We start from the raw sequence: 19,620 nt of genomic DNA on the forward strand, positions 1-19,620 counted from the left end.
GCTCCTCCGGGGGCTCGGGCTCGTCCGGGGAGGCCTGTACGGCGGCTCGTCGCCCTCGTCGCCCTCGTCGCCCCAGACCCCGTCGTCCGTGTCCGCCGCAGGCGGCGCCGTCCTGAAGACCGGATCGACCACCCTCGGGAAGGTCGTCGTCGACGGCACGGGGCGGACCGCCTACGTCTTCGACAAGGACACCGCCGGCTCCGGCAAGAGCGTGTGCTCCGGCGCGTGCGCGTCGCAGTGGCCGGCGATCGACACCACCAGCGACCATCCCACCGTCGACGGCGTGACCGGCACGGTCGGCACCATCACCGGCGTCAACGGCAAAAAGCAGGTCACCCTGAACGGCTGGCCGCTGTACACCTACGCGGGCGACTCGTCGGCGGGCGACGTCACCGGTCAGGGCTTCGCCAAGATCTGGTGGGTCGTCGGACCGGACGGCGCGAAGATCACGTCGGCCTCGTCCACGTCGGGGTCCTCCGGCTACTCGAAGTGACCGGCGCCCGCGCGGGCGCGGGCGCTCAGGCGAACGCGCGGGCGTGCTCCACCAGGCGGTCGAAGGCCGCATCCGTGTCCGGGTCCACCCGCTGGCGCTCGGCGTCGGCGAGATACCACTCCACGATCTCGCCGGCGCCGCGGGCGAACGGCACGCGGGCGCTGAACCCGGGGACCAGCGCCTTCACCTTGCTGTTGTCGAACAGCATCGAGTGCGCCTTGTCGCCCAGCAGCCCGGGGCCGGCCTCCGGCAGCACCGCGGCGATGGATTCGCTCGCGACGTGCACGAGCTCGGCCTCGACGCCGAGCGCCTCCGCCAGGTCGCAGTAGATGCGGTCCCAGGTCGGGGCTTCGTCGCCGGTGATGTGGAACGTGTCGCCCACCGCCTCCGGCCGGCCCAGCAGCCCCACGAAGGCGACCGCGAAGTCGGTGTTGTGCGTGATCGTCCACCGGCTGGTGCCGTCGCCGTGCACGACGACCGGCGCGCCGCGGCGCATCCGGGCGAGATCCGTCCACGCGCCCGTCGTCGGGATCATCGTGCGGTCGTAGGTGTGCGAGGGGCGCACGATCGTGACCGGGAAGCCGCGGTCGCGGTACGCCTCGACCAGCAGGTCCTCGCAGGCGATCTTGTCGCGCGAGTACTTCCAGAACGGGTTCCGCAGCGCGGTGGACTCGGTCACCGGGGTGCGCGCCGGCGGCTTCTGGTAGGCCGACGCCGAGCTGATGAAGACGAACTGGCCGACGCGGCCCTCGAACAGGTCGAAGTCGGTGCGGATGTGCTCCGGGGTGAACGACAGGAACTCCGCTGCCACATCGAAGCTGCGCTCGCCGAGCACCCGGTGCACGCTCTCCGGGTCGCGGACGTCCGCGTGCAGCACCTCCACACCCTCCGGCAGCGGTCGGGTCCCGCTGTTGCCCCGGTTCACCACCGTGACCTCGTGGCCCTGCTCCAGCGCCTCCGCCACGCACGCCGAGCTGATGACGCCCGTCCCGCCGATGAAGAGTGTCCGTGTCGCTGCCATCCCCGCTCCTTCACGCGTGATCCGTCCGGTACATCCGCCCGAATGCACAGGCTAGCCCTGAGCCGGGATGCTCGCGAGCCCGCGCCGGTCCCGGCGGACGCGCGTACAGTGCGTGGCGAATCCGACCAGAGGAGTCCGCCCCCACGTGTTCCCCCTGCGCAGCTGGCCCGGCCTGGCCGTCGCCTGTCTCCTGGCCGTCGTCGTCGCGATCGTCGTCACCGCGGTCCTCGCCCTGATCCTCCGCGCCATCGGGCGCCGGCGGCAGTGGCCCGCGCTGCTCATCCGGCGCACCCGCGTCCCGTTCCGGCTGTTCCTGCTGGTCATCGTGCTGTGGATCGCGGTGGCCATCACCCTGCCGCCGGAGGTGACGGCGGACTGGCGCAGCGGCATCCGGCACACCTTCCTCATCCTCGCCATCGCCACGGGCACGTGGTTCGCTGCGGCGCTGGTCGTGTTCGTCGAAGACCTGGGGCTCGCGCGCTATCGGCTCGACGTGCCCGACAACCGGTACGCGAGGCGGATGCGCACGCAGGTGCTCATCCTGCGCAGGCTCACCGTCGTGGCGGCCGTGGTCATCGGGCTGGGCGCCATCCTGCTCACCTTCCCTGCGCTGCAGGCGGCCGGCGCGAGCCTTCTCGCCTCCGCCGGGATCGTCGGCATCATCGCGGGTGTCGCCGCGCAGTCCAGCCTCGCCAACCTGTTCGCCGGCATCCAGCTCGCCTTCTCCGATGCCATCCGCATCGACGACGTCGTGGTGGTCGAGGAGCAGTGGGGCACGATCGAGGAGATCACGCTCACCTATGTCGTCCTGCACGTCTGGGACGACCGCCGGCTGGTGCTGCCCTCCACCTTCTTCACCACCAAGCCGTTCGAGAACTGGACCCGGCAGCACAGCGAACTGCTCGGCTCGGTCGAGTTCGACCTCGACTGGCGCGTCTCGACCGGAGGGATGCGCGCCGAGCTCAACCGCATCCTCGCGACCACCGACCTCTGGGACCACCGCACCGGCGTGCTGCAGGTGACGGACGCCGTCGGCGGCTGGGTGCGGGTGCGCGTGCTGGTGACGGCGAAGGATGCGCCGACGCTGTTCGACCTGCGCTGCCTGGTGCGCGAGCGCCTGATCGACTGGATGCAGCGGTACTCGCCCGCGTCCCTCCCGCGCCAGCGCATCGTGATCGCGGAGGAGCCGCGGCCGCAGGAGCGCCCGGCGCGCGCCCGCACCGAGGACGAGGGACGGCTGTTCAGCGGTTCGCCCGCGGGGGAGCAGCGCGCGCAGCAGTTCACCGACGCCATCCCGGTCGTCCGCGACCCCGGGGGCGAGCCGGTCCCGATCGACCAGGACGACATCCCGACCACACCCGCCGCACCGAAGGAGAACCGATGACCGACGGACCCGACGACGCCCACACCCGGCCCGAGGGGCTCGACGACGCCACCGTGGATGCGCTCGGCACCCTGTCCGAAGCGCTGGAGGTGGTGGAGCACGCCCGCGGGCTGCTGTACGGCTTCCACCGGCTGACCGGCAAGGCGGACTTCACGCTCGGGGACGCGGTGCAGAAGCTGCGGGACGCCGGGCACGGCGAGCTGGCCGACCGCATCCAGCGCGAATTGCTCGGCCGGAACGTCATCGCCGGGCGGTGGACCTTCCAGATCGTCGAGGACTTCGACGACGGCTACTACGCGCTGTTCCGCGAGCTCGAGCGGGAGGCGCGCGACCGGCTCGCCGGGGGCCGCCGCCACCTCTTCGAGGCGGAGCTCAAGGAGGAGCGGCGCACCCACGGCCAGCCCGGGCACGAGGCGCGCCCGTAGTTCGCCTCGGGCTTTGCGGCGGGAGATTCGGCTGTATTCCGGCCGAATCTCCCGCAGCACTGCCAATCGAAGGAGATTCGACACCCGATCTCCTTCATTGCACATTCGCGCCGAAGGCGCGGTTGTCCACAGATTTGGGATTCGTCGCCCGTGCATCCGTGCGCTGGACGACCCTTGACCCATGATCGACTTCGCCCTTTTCGACCGCCTCGGCGGCATCGCCTCCGCCCATCAGCTGCGCGCGGCCGGAGCATCGTCCGGGCAGCTGACGGCCGCGGTGCGAACAGGCGCGGTGCGGCGGCTCAGGAAGGGCGTCTATGCGACCCCCTCCGCCTCCGCCGCCGCGATCGCGGCGGTCACGGCCCGCGGGAGGCTCTGCTGCGTGTCGGCCGCTCGCAGCTATGGCCTGTGGTCCGGAGACGACCGGCGCCTGCACCTGCAGTTCGCTCCGAACGCCCGCGCAGGCCCGCGCGACGGTCACGTCTGCCACTGGTTCGGCGCACGGCGGAGCGAGTCCGTCTGGCGCGTCACCGTCGCGGACTGCCTGCGATCCGTCGCGCGCTGCGCAGATCAGGAGACGGCGGTGGCGGTGTTCGACACGGCCATCACCGTGGGACTGACGAGTCCGCCGGCGCTCGCTCGAGAACTCCAGAGCCTTCCCAGGAACGTCCGCGCGCGGGCCGCCCTCGCCCGACCGGGGTCCGACTCCGGCGTGGAGTCGATCGTGCGGCAGCGCCTCCAGGCGGCGGGCCATCTCGTGGAGCAGCAGGTCCACGTCCCCGGCGTCGGTCGCGTCGATATGCGGGTCGACGGGGTGCTGTTCCTCGAGATCGATGGGTTCGCGTTCCACGGCGATCGGCAGGCGTTCGAGCGCGATCGGGCCCGGGATGCGATGCTCGCCGCGGCGGGATGGGCGCGGCTGCGCGTCTCGGCCGCCCAGGTGCGGGACGAGTGGCCGGTCGTGCTGGGCCGCATCCACCGGGTCCTTGCGCACTCGGCGAACTCACAGGAACGGCGGGACCAACCGGGAGGGGTCGCGTGTTCCATCTACTGACGGCGTCGCAGCCAGCGCGCCGCACGAGGAGGAAACGTGACACAGGACTACCGCAAGAGCTCCGAGGCCGTCTCCCGGCTGACGCCGCAGCAGTATGCGGTGACGCAGGAGGCCGCGACGGAGCCGGCGTTCCGCAACCGGTACTGGGACAATCACGACGAGGGCCTCTACGTCGACATCGTGTCGGGGGAGCCGCTCTTCGCGTCCGTGAACAAGTACGACAGCAATTCGGGGTGGCCGAGCTTCACCGTTCCGGTCGAGCCCGCCAACATCGTCGAGAAGACGGACCGCACGTACGGCATGGTGCGTACCGAGGTCCGCTCCGCCCACGGCGACAGCCACCTCGGGCACCTGTTCGACGACGGGCCCGCCGAGGCCGGCGGTCTGCGCTACTGCATCAATTCGGCGGCGATGCGGTTCGTGCCGTTGAGCGAGCTCGATGAGGCGGGATACGGCCAGTACGCCCACCTCTTCCAGAAGTAGCGGCACCGCCGCAACGACATCCACCGACGAACATCCGAGCAACGACAACAAGGAGACGACAATGACGCAGAAGGCGATCCTCGCGGGAGGCTGTTTCTGGGGCATGCAGGACCTCATCCGCAAGCTCCCGGGCGTGACGAACACGCGCGTGGGCTATACGGGCGGAGACGTCCCCAACGCCACCTACCGCAACCACGGCTCGCACGCCGAGGCGATCGAGATCGAGTACGACCCGGAGCGCACCAGCTACCGCGACCTGCTCGAGTTCTTCTTCCAGATCCACGACCCGTCGACCAAGAACCGACAGGGCAACGACGTCGGCACCAGCTACCGTTCCGCGATCTTCTACGAGGACGACGAGCAGCGCCGGATCGCCGAGGACACCATCGCCGACGTGGACGCCTCCGGTCTCTGGCCGGGCAAGGTGGTCACCGAGGTGACGGCCGCCGGGCCGTTCTGGGAGGCCGAGCCGGAGCACCAGGACTACCTCGAGCGCATCCCGTGGGGGTACACCTGCCACTTCGTGCGCCCGGGCTGGAAGCTGCCGAAGCGCGAGTCGGCCGCCAGCTGACCGCTGGTCCCGCGTGCAGGGCGCCGGGAGGCGTCCTGCACGCGGGACCGGATCCCGGCCCGCGGATGTCGCACGCCCGGCCCGGCTGCGATACTGGCGCGGTGATCACAGATTCCGCCGTGGCGGTGCGCGGGCTCACGAAGGAGTACGGCTCCTTCCGGGCTCTTCGCGGCATCGACTTCGACATCGCGCGCGGCGAGACGTTCGCGCTTCTGGGGCCGAACGGCGCGGGCAAGAGCACCACGATCGAGATCCTCGAGGGGTACCGCGACCGCACCGCGGGGAGGTCTCCGTGCTCGGGATCGACCCCGCGCGCGGCGGGACGGCCTGGAAGGCGCGGCTCGGGATGGTGCTGCAGACGAGCGCCGAGGCGGCGAACGTGTCCGTCCGCGAGCAGCTCACGCACTTCGGCCGCTTCTACCCGTCGCCGCGCGACGTCGACGAGGTCATCGCGGCCGTCGGGCTCACCGAGAAGGCCAAGACGCGCGTCCGCAACCTGTCCGGCGGTCAGCGCCGACGGCTCGACGTCGCGCTCGGCGTGATCGGCCGCCCGGAACTGCTGTTCCTCGACGAGCCCACCACGGGCTTCGACCCGGAGGCGCGCCACCAGTTCTGGGACCTGATCCGGGGGCTGAAGCGCGAGGGCACCACGATCCTCCTCACCACCCACTACCTCGATGAGGCGGCGCAGCTGAGCGACCGTGCGGCCGTCATCGCGGCCGGACAGCTGGTGGCGATGGGAGCCATCGGCGAGCTCGGCGGCGAGGCGGCCCGTATCCCGATCGTGCGGTGGCGGGAACCGGACGGAAGCCTCCGGTCGGAGCGCAGCAGCCGGCCGGCGGCACTGGTCGCCCGGCTCTCGGCGGGGGCCGGGGGCGAACCGAGCGAGCTCGAGGTGATCCGGCCGAGCCTGGAGGACATCTACCTCGACCTGGTCCGCGAGGCCGAGGCGAAGAACGGCGAGGCGAAGAGCGGCGAAGCGAAGCCCGGCGAGGCGAAGACGGGCGTGACGTCATGACCGCGGCCGCGCTGGGGCTCGAGCGGGCGCGCTACGAGACCATGGTCTACTTCCGCCAGGCGGACACGATCTTCTTCACGTTCCTGTTCCCGGTGGTCATGCTGGGCATCTTCTCGGTCGCGTTCCAGGGCCTGGGCAATGTGGGCGCCGCGCCGGACGGGTCCGGCGGGATCAGCCGTGCGGCGTACTACCTCCCCGGCATGATCGCGGCGGGCATCCTGCTGTCCGGGGTTCAGAACCTGGCCGTCGACATCGCGGGCGAGAGGAGCGACGGCACCCTGAAACGGCTGGGCGGGACGCCCTTGCCCGTGTTCTCCTACTTCACCGGCAAGATGGGGCAGGTCCTCGCCACGAGCGTCCTGCAGATCGGCCTGCTCCTGGTGGTCGCGCGGTTCGCCTTCGGCGTCGACCTGCCGACCGACCCGGCCCTCTGGCTGCGCTTCGTCTGGATCTACCTCCTCGGCATCGTCACCTCGGCGGTCCTGGGCATCGCCCTCTCGTCCGTCCCGCGCACCGGCCGCAGCGCGACGGCCGTCATCATCCCGATCGTGCTGATCCTGCAGTTCATCTCCGGTGTCTACATCCCGTTCGACGTCCTGCCCTCGTGGCTGCAGAACGTCGCCAGCGTCTTCCCGCTGAAGTGGATCGCCCAGGGGATGCGCAGCGTCTTCCTTCCGCCCTCGTTCGCGTCGGCGGAGCCGAGCGGCGGCTGGCAGCTGGGGTGGATCGCGGTGGTGCTGTCCGTGTGGCTGGTCGTCGGCCTGATCGGGTGCCGCCTCACCTTCCGGTGGGTGCGCCGGAACAGCTAGGCCGGGAACCTCAGCGGCGCTCCAGCAGCACGGCGACCTCCATGTGTCCCGTCTGCGGGAACATGTCGAGCACCCGACCGGTGCGGATGCGGTACGACGGCATCCGCGCCAGGTCGAGCGCGAGACTCTTGGGGTTGCAGCTGGAGTACACGACGTGCCTCATCCCGGATTCCTCCATCCACTCCGACAGCTCGGCGCCGACGCCGCGCCGCGGCGGGTTGACGATGACGAGCTCCGGCGCCGTCGCGGCCCTGAGCGCGAAGGCCGTCGCGTCGCCCGCGCGGAGCGCCACCTGCGGCAGGCCGGCGGCGGACGCGCTGGCCCGGGCGCTGCGGACGGCCTCCGTGCTGGTCTCGACGCCCACCACCCGCCGGCCGGGCGCCGCCACGTGCAGCGCGAAGCCGCCCACGCCGCAGTAGAGGTCCCACACCGAGGCGGGGGAGACGTCGTCGACCCAGGAGGCGACCTGGTCGTACAGCGCGGTCGCGACGGCCGTGTTGGTCTGGAAGAAGCTCTGCGGGCGCAGGCGCAGCGACACCGCGCCGAGCCGCATCGGCAGCGCCGAGTCGGCCGTGAGCACCACATCCGTGTCGCCTTCGACCACCGCCTTGTGCTCGGGCTGGAGGTTGACGGTCACCACCCGCGCGACCGGCAGCTCGGCCAGCAGCCACGGCAGCCCGGCGCGCACCCGCGTCACCGTGTCCTGCGTGCGGGCGACGAACCGCACCATCAGCTCGCCGTCCGGCGACTCGGTCACCAGCACGAACTTGAGCTCGCCCCGCCGCGAAGGGACGTCGTACGGCACCAGCCGCTGGCGGCTGACGAACCGCGCGAGCACGGGCAGCGCCGCCCGGATGCCCGGGGCGCAGATGCCGCACTCGCGCAGGTCCACGCCGCGACCGGCCTCGTCCAGGATGCCGACCGTCGGCGCGTCGACGCTTCCGCCGATCACCATCTTCGCCTTGTTGCGGTACCCCGACTCGGCGCTCGCGACCGGCGGCAGCCACTCGGCGTCGCCGAACGGCGCGAGCAGCTCACGGGCGAGACGGTCCTTGCCCTCGAGCTGCTCCGCGTACGGCACACCCATCAGCGTGCACGACCGGCACACGCCGGCATCGAAATACGAACAGTCCATCCCGCGCCCGATTCTACGGCGCGACCACCTCGAATCCTGCTGAGAGCAGCGCCGCCTCGCGCGAGGACGGGCCGACCAGCAGCTCGAACGCGCCCGGCTCGACCACCCGCCGGCCGTCGGAGTCGACGATCGTGCACTCCGCGACGGGCAACCGCAGGCGCACCCGCGCGGACGCGCCGGGCGCCAGGTCGACCTGCCGGTACGCCTTGAGCTCCCGGTCCGTCCAGCTCACGCTGGTCACCGCGTCCCGCACATAGACCTGGACCGTCTCGCGCACCGGCCGCGCGCCCGTGTTGCGCACGGTGACCTCGGCGAGGACCTCATCCTCGATGCTGAGCCGCGTCCGGGCCAGCACCAGGTCCTCGTAGGACACCGTCGTGTACGACAGGCCGTCCCCGAACACCCACGCCGGCTGCTGCGTGAGATCGGCGTAGCGGTCGCCGTGCTGCCCGCGGAGCTGGTTGTAGTACGTCGGCTGCTGGCCCACGTGCCGGGCGAACGAGATCGGCAGGCGCCCAGAGGGTTCGATCCGGCCCGCGAGCAGCTCGGCGATCGCCTGGCCGCCGCGCATCCCGGGGTTCGCCGCCCACACCACGGCCGCGGCCCGCGCCACCGACGCCGGAAGCACGAGGGGTTTGGATGCGAGCAGCACGACGACGACGGGCTTCCCGGTCGCGATCACGGCGTCGAGCAGCGCGTTCTGCCCGCCGATCAGCTCCAGCGTCGCGGTCGAACGGCCCTCGCCCACGAGCTCGATGCGGTCGCCGACCACCGCCACCACCACGTCCGACTCCGAGGCGGCGGCCACGGCCTCGTCGATCAGCCGCTGATCGGGCGCACACGGGACGACCACCGGAGGCCGCGGCTGGCCGTCCGGGAAGGTCGAGCCCCGCGGGTCGTCCTCCAGCGTCAGGATGTCGGCCCCGCGGGCGTACGCGACCGACAAGCCGTCGATCGCGCGCAGACCGTCGAGCACCGTGGTGATCATCTCGCGCGGCTGGCCGTCGAGCCAGCCGGCCTGACCCGATCCGCCGGCCCAGTCGCCGAGCTGCGTCTGCGCATCGTCGGCGAGCGGCCCGACGAGAGCGACGCGGAGCCGAGCCTCAGACGCGGACCCGGACGGCAGCGGCAGCGTCCCGTCGTTCTCGAGCAGCACGAGCGACCGCCGGGCGATCTCCAGGTTGAGCTCCGCGTGCGCGGCGCTGCCGACGACCTCATCGAGCGAAGCGGCGGGGAGGCGCGGGTCCTCGAACAATCCCAGATCGAACTTCAGGGTCAGGATGCGGGCGACGGCGGCATCGAACGCGTCCGCTGCGAGCAGGCCCCGCTCCACCGCCTCCAGCGCCCCCTCGAAGAACAGCGGCGTGGTCATCACCATGTCGTTGCCCGCGCGCACCGCGGCCGCCGCTGCGTGCGCGTAGTCCGGCTGCACCTTCTGCTCCCAGACCATGCGCCCGACGTTGTCCCAGTCGGTGACGAGCGTGCCGGTGTACCCCCACTCGCCGCGGAGCACGTCGCTGAGCAGCCAGTCGTTCACGGTGATCGGCACGCCGTCCGTGCTCTGGTAGCCGAGCATGAACGTGCGGCAGCCCTCGCGGGCGACCCGCTCGAACAGGGGCAGGAACCAGCTGCGCAGCTTGCGGCGGGAGAGGTCCGCCTCGCTCGCGTCACGGCCGCCCTGCGTCTCGGAGTACCCGGCGAAGTGCTTCGCCGTCGCGAGGATGGCGGACCGGTCGTCGAGTCCGGCGCCCTGGTATCCCCGGACCATCGCGCTCGCCAGCTCACCGATGAGGAACGGGTCCTCGCCGAAGGTCTCGCCGACCCGGCCCCAGCGCAGGTCGCGGGCGATGCAGAGCACGGGGGAGAACGTCCAGTGGATGCCGGTCGCGGCGACCTCCTCGGCGCTCGCGCGCGCGACCCGCTCGATCAGGTCGGCGTCCCACGACGCGGCCATCCCGAGCTGGGTGGGGTAGATGGTCGCCCCCGGCCAGAACGAGTGCCCGTGGATGCAGTCCTCCGCGACCAGCAGCGGGATGCGCAGCCGGGTCCGCTCCGTCAGCCGGTCGGCCTCGAGGATGCGCTCGGGCGACGTGTGCAGGATCGAGCCGGCGTGGCGCCGCAGGACGTGATCGCGCAGGTCGTCGCGCGCGTCCAGCTGCAGCATCTGCCCGACCTTCTCCTCGAGGGTCATGCGGCCGAGCAGGTCGCGGACGCGCTCGTCCGTGGTGAGCGACGGGTCCTGGTAGGGCACGGTCTCCGCGCCGGGCGTCGCCCGTGCGGAGGGGAGGGTCGAGGTCATGGAGTGAGGCTTTCCGGTGCGTCGGTGCGCACCTGGGTGACGGCGGCGTTGAGGTTCATGCCCGAGCGCTTCAGGGCGCGGGCGCGCTCGCCGGCCGAGCGCAGGCGGGGATTGACGTACTCGTCGATCCCGAAGTTGATCAGCGCCAGGGCGACGCCGAGCAGCGCGATGCAGAGGCCGGCGGGGACGTACCACCACCAGTAGTCCGGGAACGCGTTGTTCTGCTGCGCCCAGAACAGGATGGTGCCCCAGTTGAGGTTCGACACCGGGATCACCCCGATGAACGCGAGCGTGGTCAGGCCCAGCACCGCGGCCGTCATCGTGCCGACGAAGCTCGACGCGATGATGGCGAGGAGGTTCGGCAGCATCTCCACCAGGATGATGCGGTGCAGCGGCTCGCCGTTGGCGCGGGCGGCCTGGATGAAGTCGCGGTTCCGCAGCGACATGGTCTGCGCGCGCAGCACACGAGCGCCCCACGCCCATCCCGTCAGCCCCAGCACGGCGGCGATCAGAGGCAGCGGCGGGTCGTCGAACTGCGAGGCCACGATGATCATCAGCGGCAGCCCCGGGATCACGAGGAACACGTTCGACAGCGCGGAGAGCGACTCGCTCTTCCAGCCGCGGAGGTAGCCCGCGGTCACGCCGACGACGATCGCCACGACGGTCGCCATGATCGTCGCCAGGAAGCCGACGACGAGGACGCCGCGTGTGCCGTAGACGAGCTGGCTGAACACGTCCTGGCCGATGTGGGTCGTCCCGAGCAGGTGCTTCAGCGACGGCGGCTGCAGCGTCTCGTCGAGGTGCTGCGCGTTCGGGTCGTACGGCGCGATGAGCGGCGCGAGGATCGCGACGAGCACGAACACGGCGAGGATGATGAGCCCGGCCGCCGACTTCGGGTTGCTGAACATGGCCAGCGAAGCGCGGAGCTGCGACCAGAACGTCGCGCGGACGGGCGTCCGCTCCGGCGCGACGGCCTTCAGGTGGAACGTGGAGGGGGTCGTCACGGTCAGGCCTCCGTCTGTCGGGTGCGCGGGTCGAGGATGGCGTAGGCGATGTCCGCGATGATGTTCGCGATCAGCACCGCCAGCACCAGGACCAGGAAGATGCCCTGCATCAGCGCATAGTCCTTGGCGTTGGTCGCGTTGAGCAGCAGCAGGCCGATGCCGGGGTAGGAGAACACCATCTCCATCACGATCGTGCCGCTCACGATGAAGCCGAGAGCCAGGGCGAAGCTCTGGATCTGCGGGAGCACCGCGTTGCGGGCCGCGTACCGCCAGAGCACCCGGCGGTCCGGCATCCCTTTCGCCTGGGCGACGGTGATGTAGTCCTCGTCGAGCACGGTCAGCATCATGTTGCGCATGCCCAGCACCCAGCCGCCGAGCGAGACCACGATGATCGTGAGCATCGGCAGCGCGCCGTGCGAGATCACCTGCCCGATGAACTCCCCGTTCCAGCCCGGCTCGACGCCGAGCTCGTAGGCGTGCCCGGCGGGGAACCAGCCGAGCGTGGTCGAGAAGATCGCGATGAAGATGAGCCCGAGCCAGAAGTAGGGCACGGTGCCGAGGAACGTCGTGGCCGGGATGAACAGGTCGAGCCGGCTGCCGCGCTTCCAGCCGATCACGGCGCCGAGGCCCGTGCCGATCAGGAACGAGATCACGGTCGCGAATCCGACCAGCCCGAGGGTCCAGGGGAGGGCGGAGGCGATGGCATCACCCACCGGCGCCATGCCGGTGGAGATGGAGACGCCGAGGTCGCCGTGCAGCAGCATGTTCCAGTAGTCCGCGTACTGCTGCCAGAGCGGGACGGACGTGTCGAGCCCGAACAGCAGGCGCAGCGCCTTCTCGGCCTCCGGCGTCAGCTGGCCCTGGCTGCGCGCCATGTACGAGTCGACGGCGTCGCCCTTCATCAGGCGCGGCAGGAAGAAGTTGATGGTGATCGCTGCCCACAGCGTGAACGCGTAGAACGCGACGCGCCCGCCGATGAAGCGCCACGGGATGCGGGCGCGGCCGCGCTCGGCGCGGGTGGCGGTCGTGCCGACGAGCGTCGGGTCGATGGGCGCGGTCTCGGCGCTCACAGCGCACCTCCTGCGGTCTGTGCGGTGAGCGTCCCGAAGTGCTGGTCCGGGTCGGGGGATGCGGCGCGGAGCTCGCGCGTGTAGGGGTCGCGTGGGCGCAGGATGACGTCGTCGGCGGCGCCGTGCTCCACGATCCGGCCCTGGTTGAGCACGATGATCTCGTCGCTGAAGTGCCGCGCGGTGGCGAGATCGTGGGTGATGTACAGCACCCCGAGCCCCTCCTCGCGCTGCAGGTCGGCGAGCAGGTTCAGCACGCCCAGGCGGAGCGACACGTCGAGCATCGACACCGGCTCGTCCGCGACCAGGAGGGCGGGGCGCGAGGCGAGGGCGCGGGCGATGGCGACGCGCTGGCGCTGGCCGCCGGACAGTTCGTGCGGTCGGCGGTCGATCACGGCGTCCGCATCCAGCTGCACCCGGTCCAGCAGGCGCCGCACCTCGTCGTCGATCCGGGCGCGCGGCACCACGTGGTCGAGCCGGAGCGGGCGCTCGATGTGGTGACGGATCGAGTGCGAGGGGTTGAGCGACGCGAAGGGGTCCTGGAAGACCATGCGCAGCTGCTGCCGGTAGCGGCGCAGCTTGGCGCCCGTGCGCGGGATGGGGGAGCCGTCGAGCAGCACCTCGCCCCGGGTGGGGGTCTCCAGCTGGGTGAGGATCTTCGCGATGGTGGACTTGCCGCTGCCGGACTGCCCGACGAGGCCGATCGTCTGCCGCGGGCCCAGCGTGAAGCTGACGTCGTCCAGTGCCTTCAGCTGGCCCGAACCCCGGACGTTGTAGATCTTGGTGACGTTCCTGAACTCGAGCGTCGTCATCGGACGACCACTCCTCTCTCTCCGGTGAGCCGCGGGAACGACCTCAGCAGCGTGCGGGTGTACTCGTGCTGCGGGTCGGTCCAGATCTGCTCGGCGGTGGCGAGTTCGACGATCTCGCCCTCGCGCATGATCGCGATCCGGTCGCTGATCTCGAGCAGCAGCGGGAGGTCGTGCGTGATGAAGACGACCGAGAAGCCGAAGTCGTGCCGGAGCTGCGAGATCTGCTTGAGGATCTCCCGCTGCACCAGAACGTCCAGGGCGGTGGTCGGCTCGTCCATCACCATGAGCTGGGGGCGGAGGGCGAGCGCCATGGCGATCATGACGCGCTGCCGCATCCCTCCGGAGAGTTCGTGCGGATAGGACTTCAGCCGCTGGCCGCCGACCTTCACGATCTCGAGGAGCTCGATGACGGCGGCCCGGCGCTCGTGACGGCTCATCCGCGGGCGGTGCACACGGAAAACGTCGTCCAGCTGGGAGCCGATGGTGGCGACCGGGTTCAGGGCGTTCATGGCGCCCTGGAAGACCATCGAGATCTTGTCCCAGCGGAACCGGCGCATCTGCTCCACGTCGAGCGCGTTGATGTCGATGTCCTGACCGCCCTCGTCGTGGAACACGACGCTGCCGCCGGTGATGACCGCGGGCGGCTTGAGGAGGCGCTGCACGCCGTAGGCGAGGGTCGTCTTGCCGCAGCCGCTCTCGCCGGCGAGGCCGACGATCTCGCCGCGCGCGATGTCGAGGGTGACGTTCTTCACCGCCGCGACCGGCGGATCCACGTCGTACACGACCGAGAAGTCGCGTACCGAGAGAAGGGGGTCTGTCATGGTGATGTCGCTTTCCTGCTGTCCGCGGTGGGTCCGTGACGGGCGCGGCCCGGGGGAGCCGCGCCCGTCACGGATGTCGGTGACTACTTGCCCGCGGGCTTCAGGTTCATCAGCACCTGCACGGCCGACGGCTGGGTCGGGTCGGCGGTCGCGTACTGGTCCTTCTCGCTGGGCCAGCCGGTGAACTTCCGGGTGTTGTACTGGGCCAGCTGGGGGTGGGTGCCGATCGCGATGGCCGGGACGTCGTCCACGAAGATCTTCTGCAGCTTCTCGAGGGCGGCGGTGCGGGCGCTGTCGTCGGACGCCTGCGCGTACTCCTTCAGCAGGGCGGTGGCCTCCGGGTTGCTGTAGCGCCCGAAGTTGTCCGAGACCTTGCCGTCGGCGGCCTGGTCGAGGTAGCTCGAGTTCATGACGTCGTCGTAGATGTGCCAGGGGTTCGAGCCGGAGCCGGTCCAGTGCAGCGCGGCGTCGAAGTTGCCGGAGGCCAGGTTGGCGAACCAGGTGTCGGCGTCGGGCGTCGCCACCTTGGCGTCGGCGCCGAGGGTGCTCTTGATCTGGGTCGCCGCCAGCTGGATGCCGGTGACGTAGTCGTTCCAGCCCTGCGGGTCCTGCAGGGTGAAGGAGACGGGGAGCCCTTCGGGTCGATCAGGGCGCCGTCCTTCCAGGTGTAGCCGGCGTCGGTCAGCACCTTCTTGGCGGCGTCGACATCGATCTGGAACGTCTTGTCCTTGTACGCGTCGGCGATGTACTGGTCGCCGGTCGGCTGCGGGATGCCCGTCACGTTGGTCAGCTCGGGGCCGGCGTTGCCGCGGGCCTTCTCGGCGTGCGCCTTGCGGTCCACGACCAGGTTGACGGCCTGGCGGAACGCGACGTCGTCGAACGGCGCCTTGGTCGTGTTGACCACGATCATGTCCGGGCTGAGCACGTTGGCGCCCCAGAACACGTTGTGCTTGGGGTCCTTGTCGACGTAGTTCTTCTGATAGTCGGTGATGAAGATCTGCGCCCAGTCCGTCTCGCCGCTCTGCAGCGCGCGGAGGAGGCCGGTGTTGTCGTTGTACTCGAGGTACTTGAGCTCGGCGACCGGGACGGTCCCCTTCCAGTAGTCGGTGCGCGCCTTCAGCACCACGCCCTGCGAGGAGAAGCTCTTGATCGTGTACGGGCCGGTGCCGATCGCGTTCTTGACCGCGTCCTTGGTCGGGTCCGCGATGCCCTTCCACTGGTGCTCGGGAACGATGGGGACCTGGAGCACGTCGCCCTGCTTGACGAACTTCGACTCCCCGAAGCTCAGCACCACGTTCTCGCCGTCCTTCGTGATGTCGGCCAGCTTGAGGCCGCCGAGGTCGAGCGCCGGGGTGTTCTTGATCAGGGTGTACGTGAACACGATGTCGTCGGCGGTGAACGGCTTGCCGTCGTTCCACTTCACGCCCGTGCGGGGGTGATGGTCACCTTCGTGTAATCGTCGTTCCACTGGACCTTCGATGCGAGCCACGGCGTGGTCTCGTTCTTACCGACCGGGTTCACGATCGCGAGGGGTTCGTAGATCATCCGGTCGTAGGCGAGGGACATGCCGGAACCGGTGCTGATGAACGGGTTGTTGATCTGGGTCGCCAGGATGGCCGCGCCATCGGGCTTCGCGATGGTGAGCGATCCGCCGGTCCCGCCTGCGGCCTTCGCCGACCCGTCGGACGAGCAGCCGGTGAGCGCCAGCACGCCGATGGCGGCGATCGCGGATGCCGTGACCAAGTACTTTCTAAGCCTCATTGCTTCTCCTTCGTACGGGCACATCCGTTGTGCCCTGGGTGCTGCGGAATGTCGTGCGACGTCAACTTGCTTACTGGTCAGAAAGCGACGTTGGAGCGAGGTTACTGGGTGGTAAGCTCGCACGCAAGCAGGACGAGCAGGAAGCGGTTTCGGGATGGCCACGAGCAGCAGCGGCGCCACTCCGCGCCCCGAGACGGAGCGCAAGCGCGAGAAGATCCTGCGGGCGGCGATCGAGACGTTCGGCACGAAGGGATCGACCAACGGGACGCTCGCCGACATCGCCGAACAGGTCGGGATCACGCACGCCGGCGTCCTGCACCACTTCGGCTCGAAGCAGAACCTGCTGCGCGAGGTGCTCGAGTTCCGCGACCAGGACGACGTCGCCCATCTGGAGGGCCGGCACATCCCGGACGGCCCCGCGCTCTTCGTGCACCTGGTGGACACCGCGCGGCGGAACGCCCTGCGCCCCGGCATCGTGCAGGTCTACACCGTGCTCTCGGCCGAGTCCGTGACCGACGAGCATCCGGCCACCGAGTACTTCCGGGAGCGCTACCGGACGCTGCGCCGCGAGATCGACGCCGCCTTCCGCGAGCTGTGCGCCAAGGAGGGCGTGGAGGACCCGGGCACGATCGACCGGGCCGCGGCGTCCATCCTCGCGGTCATGGACGGGCTGCAGCTGCAGTGGCTGCTCGACCCCACGGCGATCGACCTCGCCGAGGCCAGCGCCTTCGCCATCGAGGCGATCGTGAACGGCGTGCTGCGGCCGGCGCCGCCGGTGACGGCGTACCTGCGCGAGGAGTGAGGCGCGGGACCGGCGCCGGGATTCGGATGGTGCCCCCAGTAGGATTTGAACCTACGGCCTTCTGCTCCGGAGGCAGACGCTCTATCCCCTGAGCTATGGGGGCCAGGGTGCCCGTCCAGGCTAGCATCCCCGGCCGGTGCGCGTGACACGAGCACGGCCGGCCGGCCTCTGCAGGCGGTCGGCGGGCGGCCCAGCGGGCGTCAGGCCGCGGGCACGTTCCCCAGCACGCTCTGCATCAGCGGGGCGGCGTCGCCCGGCTCGAAGAACGCGGTCGACTCCGCCACGATCCAGTACGGACCGCGGAAGATCTGCACCTGCCCGGCCGAACCCGGCTTGAAGTACCCCTCGACCGACGGCGGCGTGCCGTAGGTCGGCACCGGCTTGGCCTCGGTGATGGCCCTGTTCTTCAGGCTCTCCATCACGTCCGCCGGCGGCTTCGCCACCGCGACCTGGACCACATCGCCGCTCGTCTGGTTGAGCCAGCCGCAGGCCACGCCCTGCCAGTCCGCGATCTTCTCCTCGAGCGAGCCGGCCTTCGGCGCATAGCCCGGGTCGGCGCCGAAGTTCGGGTTGAACGCGTACACCTGGTCTGCGGTCAGCACCTGGTCGCAGGTGAGGCCGACCGGCGTCGGGGGAGTGGTCGGGGTGACGACGGGCAGCGGCACCTTCGTCGGGGACGCGCTCGCGCCGGCGGTTCGGCTCGCGGTGGGCGACGGCGCGGGGGCGGCGCTCGGCGTGCACCCGGTGAGGGCGACGGCGGCCACGAGGCCTGCTGCAGCCGTCGCGGCGAGAAGGGCGAAGCGGCGGGTGGTGATCATCGGTCGACTCGTCTCTGCGTTCGGCGCGTCTGGGCTCGGCGCGCGCGGTGCGGGAGCGCGCGTCGCGAAGACCCTATCAAGTGCGGAGGAGTGGCCCCTGCGCGCCCGGTAGAATCGTTCCTCATGACTCCCGCTGACCTCTCCGCCGCCCTCCTCGACATCGTGACGACGACGGTCGAGCAGCGACGAGCGGCCGGCGCCGACATCCCGGAGCTCACCCTCACGGTCGACGACGTCCCCCTGGAGCGGCCGAAGAACCGCGACCACGGCGACTGGGCGTCGAACGTCGCGATGCGCCTCGCGAAGAAGGTCGGGGCGAACCCGCGCGAGCTCGCCGAGCAGATCGCGGACGCCGCAGCGGACATCGACGGCGTCGCCGAGGCGTCGGTCGCCGGCCCCGGCTTCATCAACTTCCGTCTCGAAGCCGCCGCCGCCGGCCAGCTCGCGAAGACCATCCTCGACGCAGGCGAGGCCTACGGCCGCGGCGACGTCTACGACGGTCTCAGCGTGAACCTCGAGTTCGTCTCCGCCAACCCGACCGGTCCCGTGCACATGGGCGGCGCCCGCTGGGCGGCCGTCGGCGACAGCCTGGCGCGCATCCTGCAGGCCGAGGGCGCGCACGTGACCCGCGAGTACTACTTCAACGACCACGGTTCGCAGATCGACCGGTTCGCCCGGAGCCTGCTCGCCGCCTACCTCGGTGAGCCGACCCCGGAGGACGGTTACGGCGGCGCCTACATCGGCGAGATCGCGGAGCGCGTCGTCGCCGAGTCGGCGCAGCAGGGCACCGACCTGTCGACGCTCCCGCGCGAGCAGCAGCAGGAGGTCTTCCGCTCCATCGGCACGCAGCTGATGTTCCAGGAGATCAAGGAGCGCCTGCACTCGTTCGGCGTCGACTTCGACGTGTACTTCCACGAGGACTCGCTGCACGAGTCCGGAGCGGTCGAGCGCGCCATCCAGCGCCTCCAGGAGCAGGGTCACATCTTCGAGGAGGACGGCGCGATCTGGCTGCGGACGACGACGTTCGGCGACGACCGCGACCGCGTGGTCATCCGCTCCAACGGCGAGCCCGCCTACATCTCGGGCGACCTCGGCTACTACCTCGACAAGCGCGAACGCGGCTTCGAGCAGAACATCATCATGCTGGGCGCCGACCACCACGGCTACATCGGCCGGATGATGGCGATGGTGGAGGCGTTCGGCGACGTCCCGAACGTGAACCTCCAGATCCTGATCGGGCAGATGGTGAACCTGGTCAAGGACGGCGAGCCCATGCGGATGTCGAAGCGTGCCGGCACCATCGTGACGCTCGACGACCTGGTGGATGCGGTGGGCGTCGACGCCGCCCGCTACTCCCTGGTGCGCTCGTCGACCGACTCGCAGCTCGACATCGACCTCGACCTGCTCGCCAAGCGCAGCAACGAGAACCCCGTCTACTACGTCCAGTACGCGCACGCCCGCACCCGCTCGGTGGCAGCCAATGCCGAGAAGGCCGGCGTCGACCACAGCGACTTCGCTCCCGAGCTGCTGACGCACGAGACCGAGTCGGCGCTGCTGGGCGGCCTCCAGGAGTTCCCGCGCATCGTGGCCCAGGCGGCCGAGCTGCGCGAGCCGCACCGCGTCGCCCGCTACATCGAGGAGCTCGCCGGGCTGTACCACGCCTGGTACGCGGTCCGAGACGGCTCCACCCGCGTGCTCCCGCACGGCGATGAGCCGGTGACCGACCTGCACCGCACCCGGCTGTGGCTGAACGACGCCACCGGCCAGGTCATCCGCAACGGCCTCGGCCTGCTGGGCGTCTCCGCGCCCGACCGTATGTGACCCGAGCCGCACCCCCACCGAA

General features: G+C 70.5%; 20 protein-coding genes, 1 tRNA gene and 1 pseudogene. 10 read left to right on the forward strand and 12 right to left on the reverse strand.

Features of this window, described 5'->3' with window-relative positions:
- The first annotated feature begins 88 nt into the window (after positions 1-88).
- A complete protein-coding gene (locus tag ACQ86M_RS02985) occupies positions 89-493 on the forward strand; it encodes a COG4315 family predicted lipoprotein (RefSeq protein ID WP_431220652.1) in 405 nt (134 codons plus the stop codon).
- A 25-nt stretch (positions 494-518) separates the two neighbouring features.
- On the opposite strand, the gene ACQ86M_RS02990 is transcribed toward ACQ86M_RS02985, so the two are convergent.
- Positions 519-1,514 carry an SDR family oxidoreductase gene (locus tag ACQ86M_RS02990; RefSeq protein ID WP_431220653.1) on the reverse strand — a complete coding sequence of 332 codons (996 nt, stop codon included), beginning with the start codon at positions 1,512-1,514 and terminating at the stop codon, positions 519-521.
- Between the two features lie 145 nt (positions 1,515-1,659).
- On the opposite strand from ACQ86M_RS02990, the gene ACQ86M_RS02995 reads away from it, so the two are divergent.
- The 7 genes and pseudogenes from ACQ86M_RS02995 (at position 1,660) to ACQ86M_RS03025 (ending at position 7,258) form a co-directional block, all read left to right on the forward strand.
- Positions 1,660-2,898, forward strand: coding sequence for a mechanosensitive ion channel family protein (locus ACQ86M_RS02995; RefSeq protein ID WP_431247000.1), 1,239 nt, complete (start codon positions 1,660-1,662; stop codon positions 2,896-2,898).
- Positions 2,895-3,323 carry a hypothetical protein gene (locus ACQ86M_RS03000; RefSeq protein ID WP_431247001.1) on the forward strand — a complete coding sequence of 143 codons (429 nt, stop codon included), beginning with the start codon at positions 2,895-2,897 and terminating at the stop codon, positions 3,321-3,323. Before ACQ86M_RS02995 ends, ACQ86M_RS03000 begins: the two co-directional genes overlap by 4 nt.
- A 181-nt stretch (positions 3,324-3,504) precedes the next feature.
- On the forward strand, positions 3,505-4,377 hold the full coding sequence (locus tag ACQ86M_RS03005) for a type IV toxin-antitoxin system AbiEi family antitoxin domain-containing protein (protein WP_431247002.1): 873 nt from the start codon (positions 3,505-3,507) through the stop codon (positions 4,375-4,377).
- Between the two features lie 36 nt (positions 4,378-4,413).
- Positions 4,414-4,860, forward strand: a complete 447-nt coding sequence (gene msrB, locus ACQ86M_RS03010) for a peptide-methionine (R)-S-oxide reductase MsrB (RefSeq protein WP_431220657.1) — start codon at positions 4,414-4,416, stop codon at positions 4,858-4,860.
- 61 nt (positions 4,861-4,921) lie between these two features.
- Positions 4,922-5,431, forward strand: a complete 510-nt coding sequence (gene msrA, locus ACQ86M_RS03015) for a peptide-methionine (S)-S-oxide reductase MsrA (RefSeq protein WP_431247003.1) — start codon at positions 4,922-4,924, stop codon at positions 5,429-5,431.
- A gap of 65 nt (positions 5,432-5,496) precedes the next feature.
- Positions 5,497-6,449: pseudogene (locus tag ACQ86M_RS03020) on the forward strand (ABC transporter ATP-binding protein).
- Positions 6,446-7,258 carry an ABC transporter permease gene (locus ACQ86M_RS03025; protein WP_431247004.1) on the forward strand — a complete coding sequence of 271 codons (813 nt, stop codon included), beginning with the start codon at positions 6,446-6,448 and terminating at the stop codon, positions 7,256-7,258. Before ACQ86M_RS03020 ends, ACQ86M_RS03025 begins: the two are co-directional and overlap by 4 nt.
- Before the next feature lie 10 nt (positions 7,259-7,268).
- Here the strand turns inward: ACQ86M_RS03025 and rlmC are convergent, their stop codons facing one another.
- From rlmC to ACQ86M_RS03070, 9 genes are all read right to left on the reverse strand, one after another.
- Positions 7,269-8,393 (reverse strand): 23S rRNA (uracil(747)-C(5))-methyltransferase RlmC, encoded by a 1,125-nt coding sequence (gene rlmC / locus ACQ86M_RS03030; RefSeq protein WP_431247005.1) that lies wholly within the window; start codon positions 8,391-8,393, stop codon positions 7,269-7,271.
- 13 nt (positions 8,394-8,406) lie between these two features.
- Positions 8,407-10,692: a glycoside hydrolase family 3 N-terminal domain-containing protein gene (locus ACQ86M_RS03035; protein WP_431247006.1), complete on the reverse strand. Its 2,286-nt coding sequence runs from the start codon at positions 10,690-10,692 to the stop codon at positions 8,407-8,409.
- On the reverse strand, positions 10,689-11,696 hold the full coding sequence (locus tag ACQ86M_RS03040) for an ABC transporter permease (RefSeq protein ID WP_431247007.1): 1,008 nt from the start codon (positions 11,694-11,696) through the stop codon (positions 10,689-10,691). The genes ACQ86M_RS03035 and ACQ86M_RS03040 overlap by 4 nt, the downstream gene beginning before the upstream one ends.
- A 2-nt stretch (positions 11,697-11,698) precedes the next feature.
- A complete protein-coding gene (locus tag ACQ86M_RS03045) occupies positions 11,699-12,766 on the reverse strand; it encodes an ABC transporter permease (RefSeq protein ID WP_431247008.1) in 1,068 nt (355 codons plus the stop codon).
- The gene (locus ACQ86M_RS03050) at positions 12,763-13,575 is read right to left on the reverse strand and encodes an ABC transporter ATP-binding protein (RefSeq protein WP_431247009.1); all 813 of its coding nucleotides are present in this window, start codon (positions 13,573-13,575) and stop codon (positions 12,763-12,765) included. Before ACQ86M_RS03050 ends, ACQ86M_RS03045 begins: the two co-directional genes overlap by 4 nt.
- Positions 13,572-14,396, reverse strand: coding sequence for an ABC transporter ATP-binding protein (locus ACQ86M_RS03055; protein ID WP_431247010.1), 825 nt, complete (start codon positions 14,394-14,396; stop codon positions 13,572-13,574). Before ACQ86M_RS03055 ends, ACQ86M_RS03050 begins: the two co-directional genes overlap by 4 nt.
- A gap of 83 nt (positions 14,397-14,479) precedes the next feature.
- On the reverse strand, positions 14,480-14,806 hold the full coding sequence (locus ACQ86M_RS03060; RefSeq protein ID WP_431247011.1) for a hypothetical protein: 327 nt from the start codon (positions 14,804-14,806) through the stop codon (positions 14,480-14,482).
- Positions 14,803-15,819, reverse strand: a complete 1,017-nt coding sequence (locus tag ACQ86M_RS03065; protein WP_431247012.1) for an ABC transporter substrate-binding protein — start codon at positions 15,817-15,819, stop codon at positions 14,803-14,805. Before ACQ86M_RS03065 ends, ACQ86M_RS03060 begins: the two co-directional genes overlap by 4 nt.
- Entirely contained in the window at positions 15,816-16,157 is a 342-nt protein-coding gene (locus ACQ86M_RS03070) for a hypothetical protein (RefSeq protein ID WP_431247013.1), read from the reverse strand. The genes ACQ86M_RS03065 and ACQ86M_RS03070 overlap by 4 nt, the downstream gene beginning before the upstream one ends.
- Positions 16,158-16,311: 154 nt before the next feature.
- Between ACQ86M_RS03070 and ACQ86M_RS03075 the strand changes: the two genes are divergently transcribed.
- Positions 16,312-16,959, forward strand: coding sequence for a TetR/AcrR family transcriptional regulator (locus ACQ86M_RS03075; protein ID WP_431220668.1), 648 nt, complete (start codon positions 16,312-16,314; stop codon positions 16,957-16,959).
- Between the two features lie 27 nt (positions 16,960-16,986).
- On the opposite strand, the gene ACQ86M_RS03080 is transcribed toward ACQ86M_RS03075, so the two are convergent.
- Positions 16,987-17,062, reverse strand: a tRNA-Arg gene (locus ACQ86M_RS03080).
- Positions 17,063-17,159: 97 nt separating this feature from the next.
- A complete protein-coding gene (locus ACQ86M_RS03085; protein ID WP_431220669.1) occupies positions 17,160-17,777 on the reverse strand; it encodes an iron ABC transporter ATP-binding protein in 618 nt (205 codons plus the stop codon).
- A 123-nt stretch (positions 17,778-17,900) separates the two neighbouring features.
- Here ACQ86M_RS03085 and argS point away from each other — a divergent pair, with 123 nt between their 5' ends.
- A complete protein-coding gene (gene argS / locus ACQ86M_RS03090) occupies positions 17,901-19,598 on the forward strand; it encodes an arginine--tRNA ligase (protein WP_431247014.1) in 1,698 nt (565 codons plus the stop codon).
- Positions 19,599-19,620: the final 22 nt, after the last annotated feature.

This window comes from Leifsonia xyli subsp. cynodontis (assembly GCF_050632205.1).
In the GTDB taxonomy this organism is placed as follows: domain Bacteria; phylum Actinomycetota; class Actinomycetes; order Actinomycetales; family Microbacteriaceae; genus Leifsonia; species Leifsonia xyli_D.

What these genes read in the sequence shown, in the direction of transcription:
- ACQ86M_RS02990 (WP_431220653.1), bottom strand. Translation starts at nt 1,514, where the DNA reads ATGGCAGCGACACGGACACTCTTCATCGGCGGGACGGGCGTCATCAGC.
- ACQ86M_RS03000 (WP_431247001.1), top strand. Translation starts at nt 2,895, where the DNA reads ATGACCGACGGACCCGACGACGCCCACACCCGGCCCGAGGGGCTCGAC.
- ACQ86M_RS03005 (WP_431247002.1), top strand. Translation starts at nt 3,505, where the DNA reads ATGATCGACTTCGCCCTTTTCGACCGCCTCGGCGGCATCGCCTCCGCC.
- msrA (WP_431247003.1), top strand. Translation starts at nt 4,922, where the DNA reads ATGACGCAGAAGGCGATCCTCGCGGGAGGCTGTTTCTGGGGCATGCAG.
- ACQ86M_RS03025 (WP_431247004.1), top strand. Translation starts at nt 6,446, where the DNA reads ATGACCGCGGCCGCGCTGGGGCTCGAGCGGGCGCGCTACGAGACCATG.
- rlmC (WP_431247005.1), bottom strand. Translation starts at nt 8,393, where the DNA reads ATGGACTGTTCGTATTTCGATGCCGGCGTGTGCCGGTCGTGCACGCTG.
- ACQ86M_RS03035 (WP_431247006.1), bottom strand. Translation starts at nt 10,692, where the DNA reads ATGACCTCGACCCTCCCCTCCGCACGGGCGACGCCCGGCGCGGAGACC.
- ACQ86M_RS03050 (WP_431247009.1), bottom strand. Translation starts at nt 13,575, where the DNA reads ATGACGACGCTCGAGTTCAGGAACGTCACCAAGATCTACAACGTCCGG.
- ACQ86M_RS03055 (WP_431247010.1), bottom strand. Translation starts at nt 14,396, where the DNA reads ATGACAGACCCCCTTCTCTCGGTACGCGACTTCTCGGTCGTGTACGAC.
- ACQ86M_RS03060 (WP_431247011.1), bottom strand. Translation starts at nt 14,806, where the DNA reads ATGAACTCGAGCTACCTCGACCAGGCCGCCGACGGCAAGGTCTCGGAC.
- ACQ86M_RS03070 (WP_431247013.1), bottom strand. Translation starts at nt 16,157, where the DNA reads ATGAGGCTTAGAAAGTACTTGGTCACGGCATCCGCGATCGCCGCCATC.
- ACQ86M_RS03075 (WP_431220668.1), top strand. Translation starts at nt 16,312, where the DNA reads ATGGCCACGAGCAGCAGCGGCGCCACTCCGCGCCCCGAGACGGAGCGC.
- ACQ86M_RS03085 (WP_431220669.1), bottom strand. Translation starts at nt 17,777, where the DNA reads ATGATCACCACCCGCCGCTTCGCCCTTCTCGCCGCGACGGCTGCAGCA.
- argS (WP_431247014.1), top strand. Translation starts at nt 17,901, where the DNA reads ATGACTCCCGCTGACCTCTCCGCCGCCCTCCTCGACATCGTGACGACG.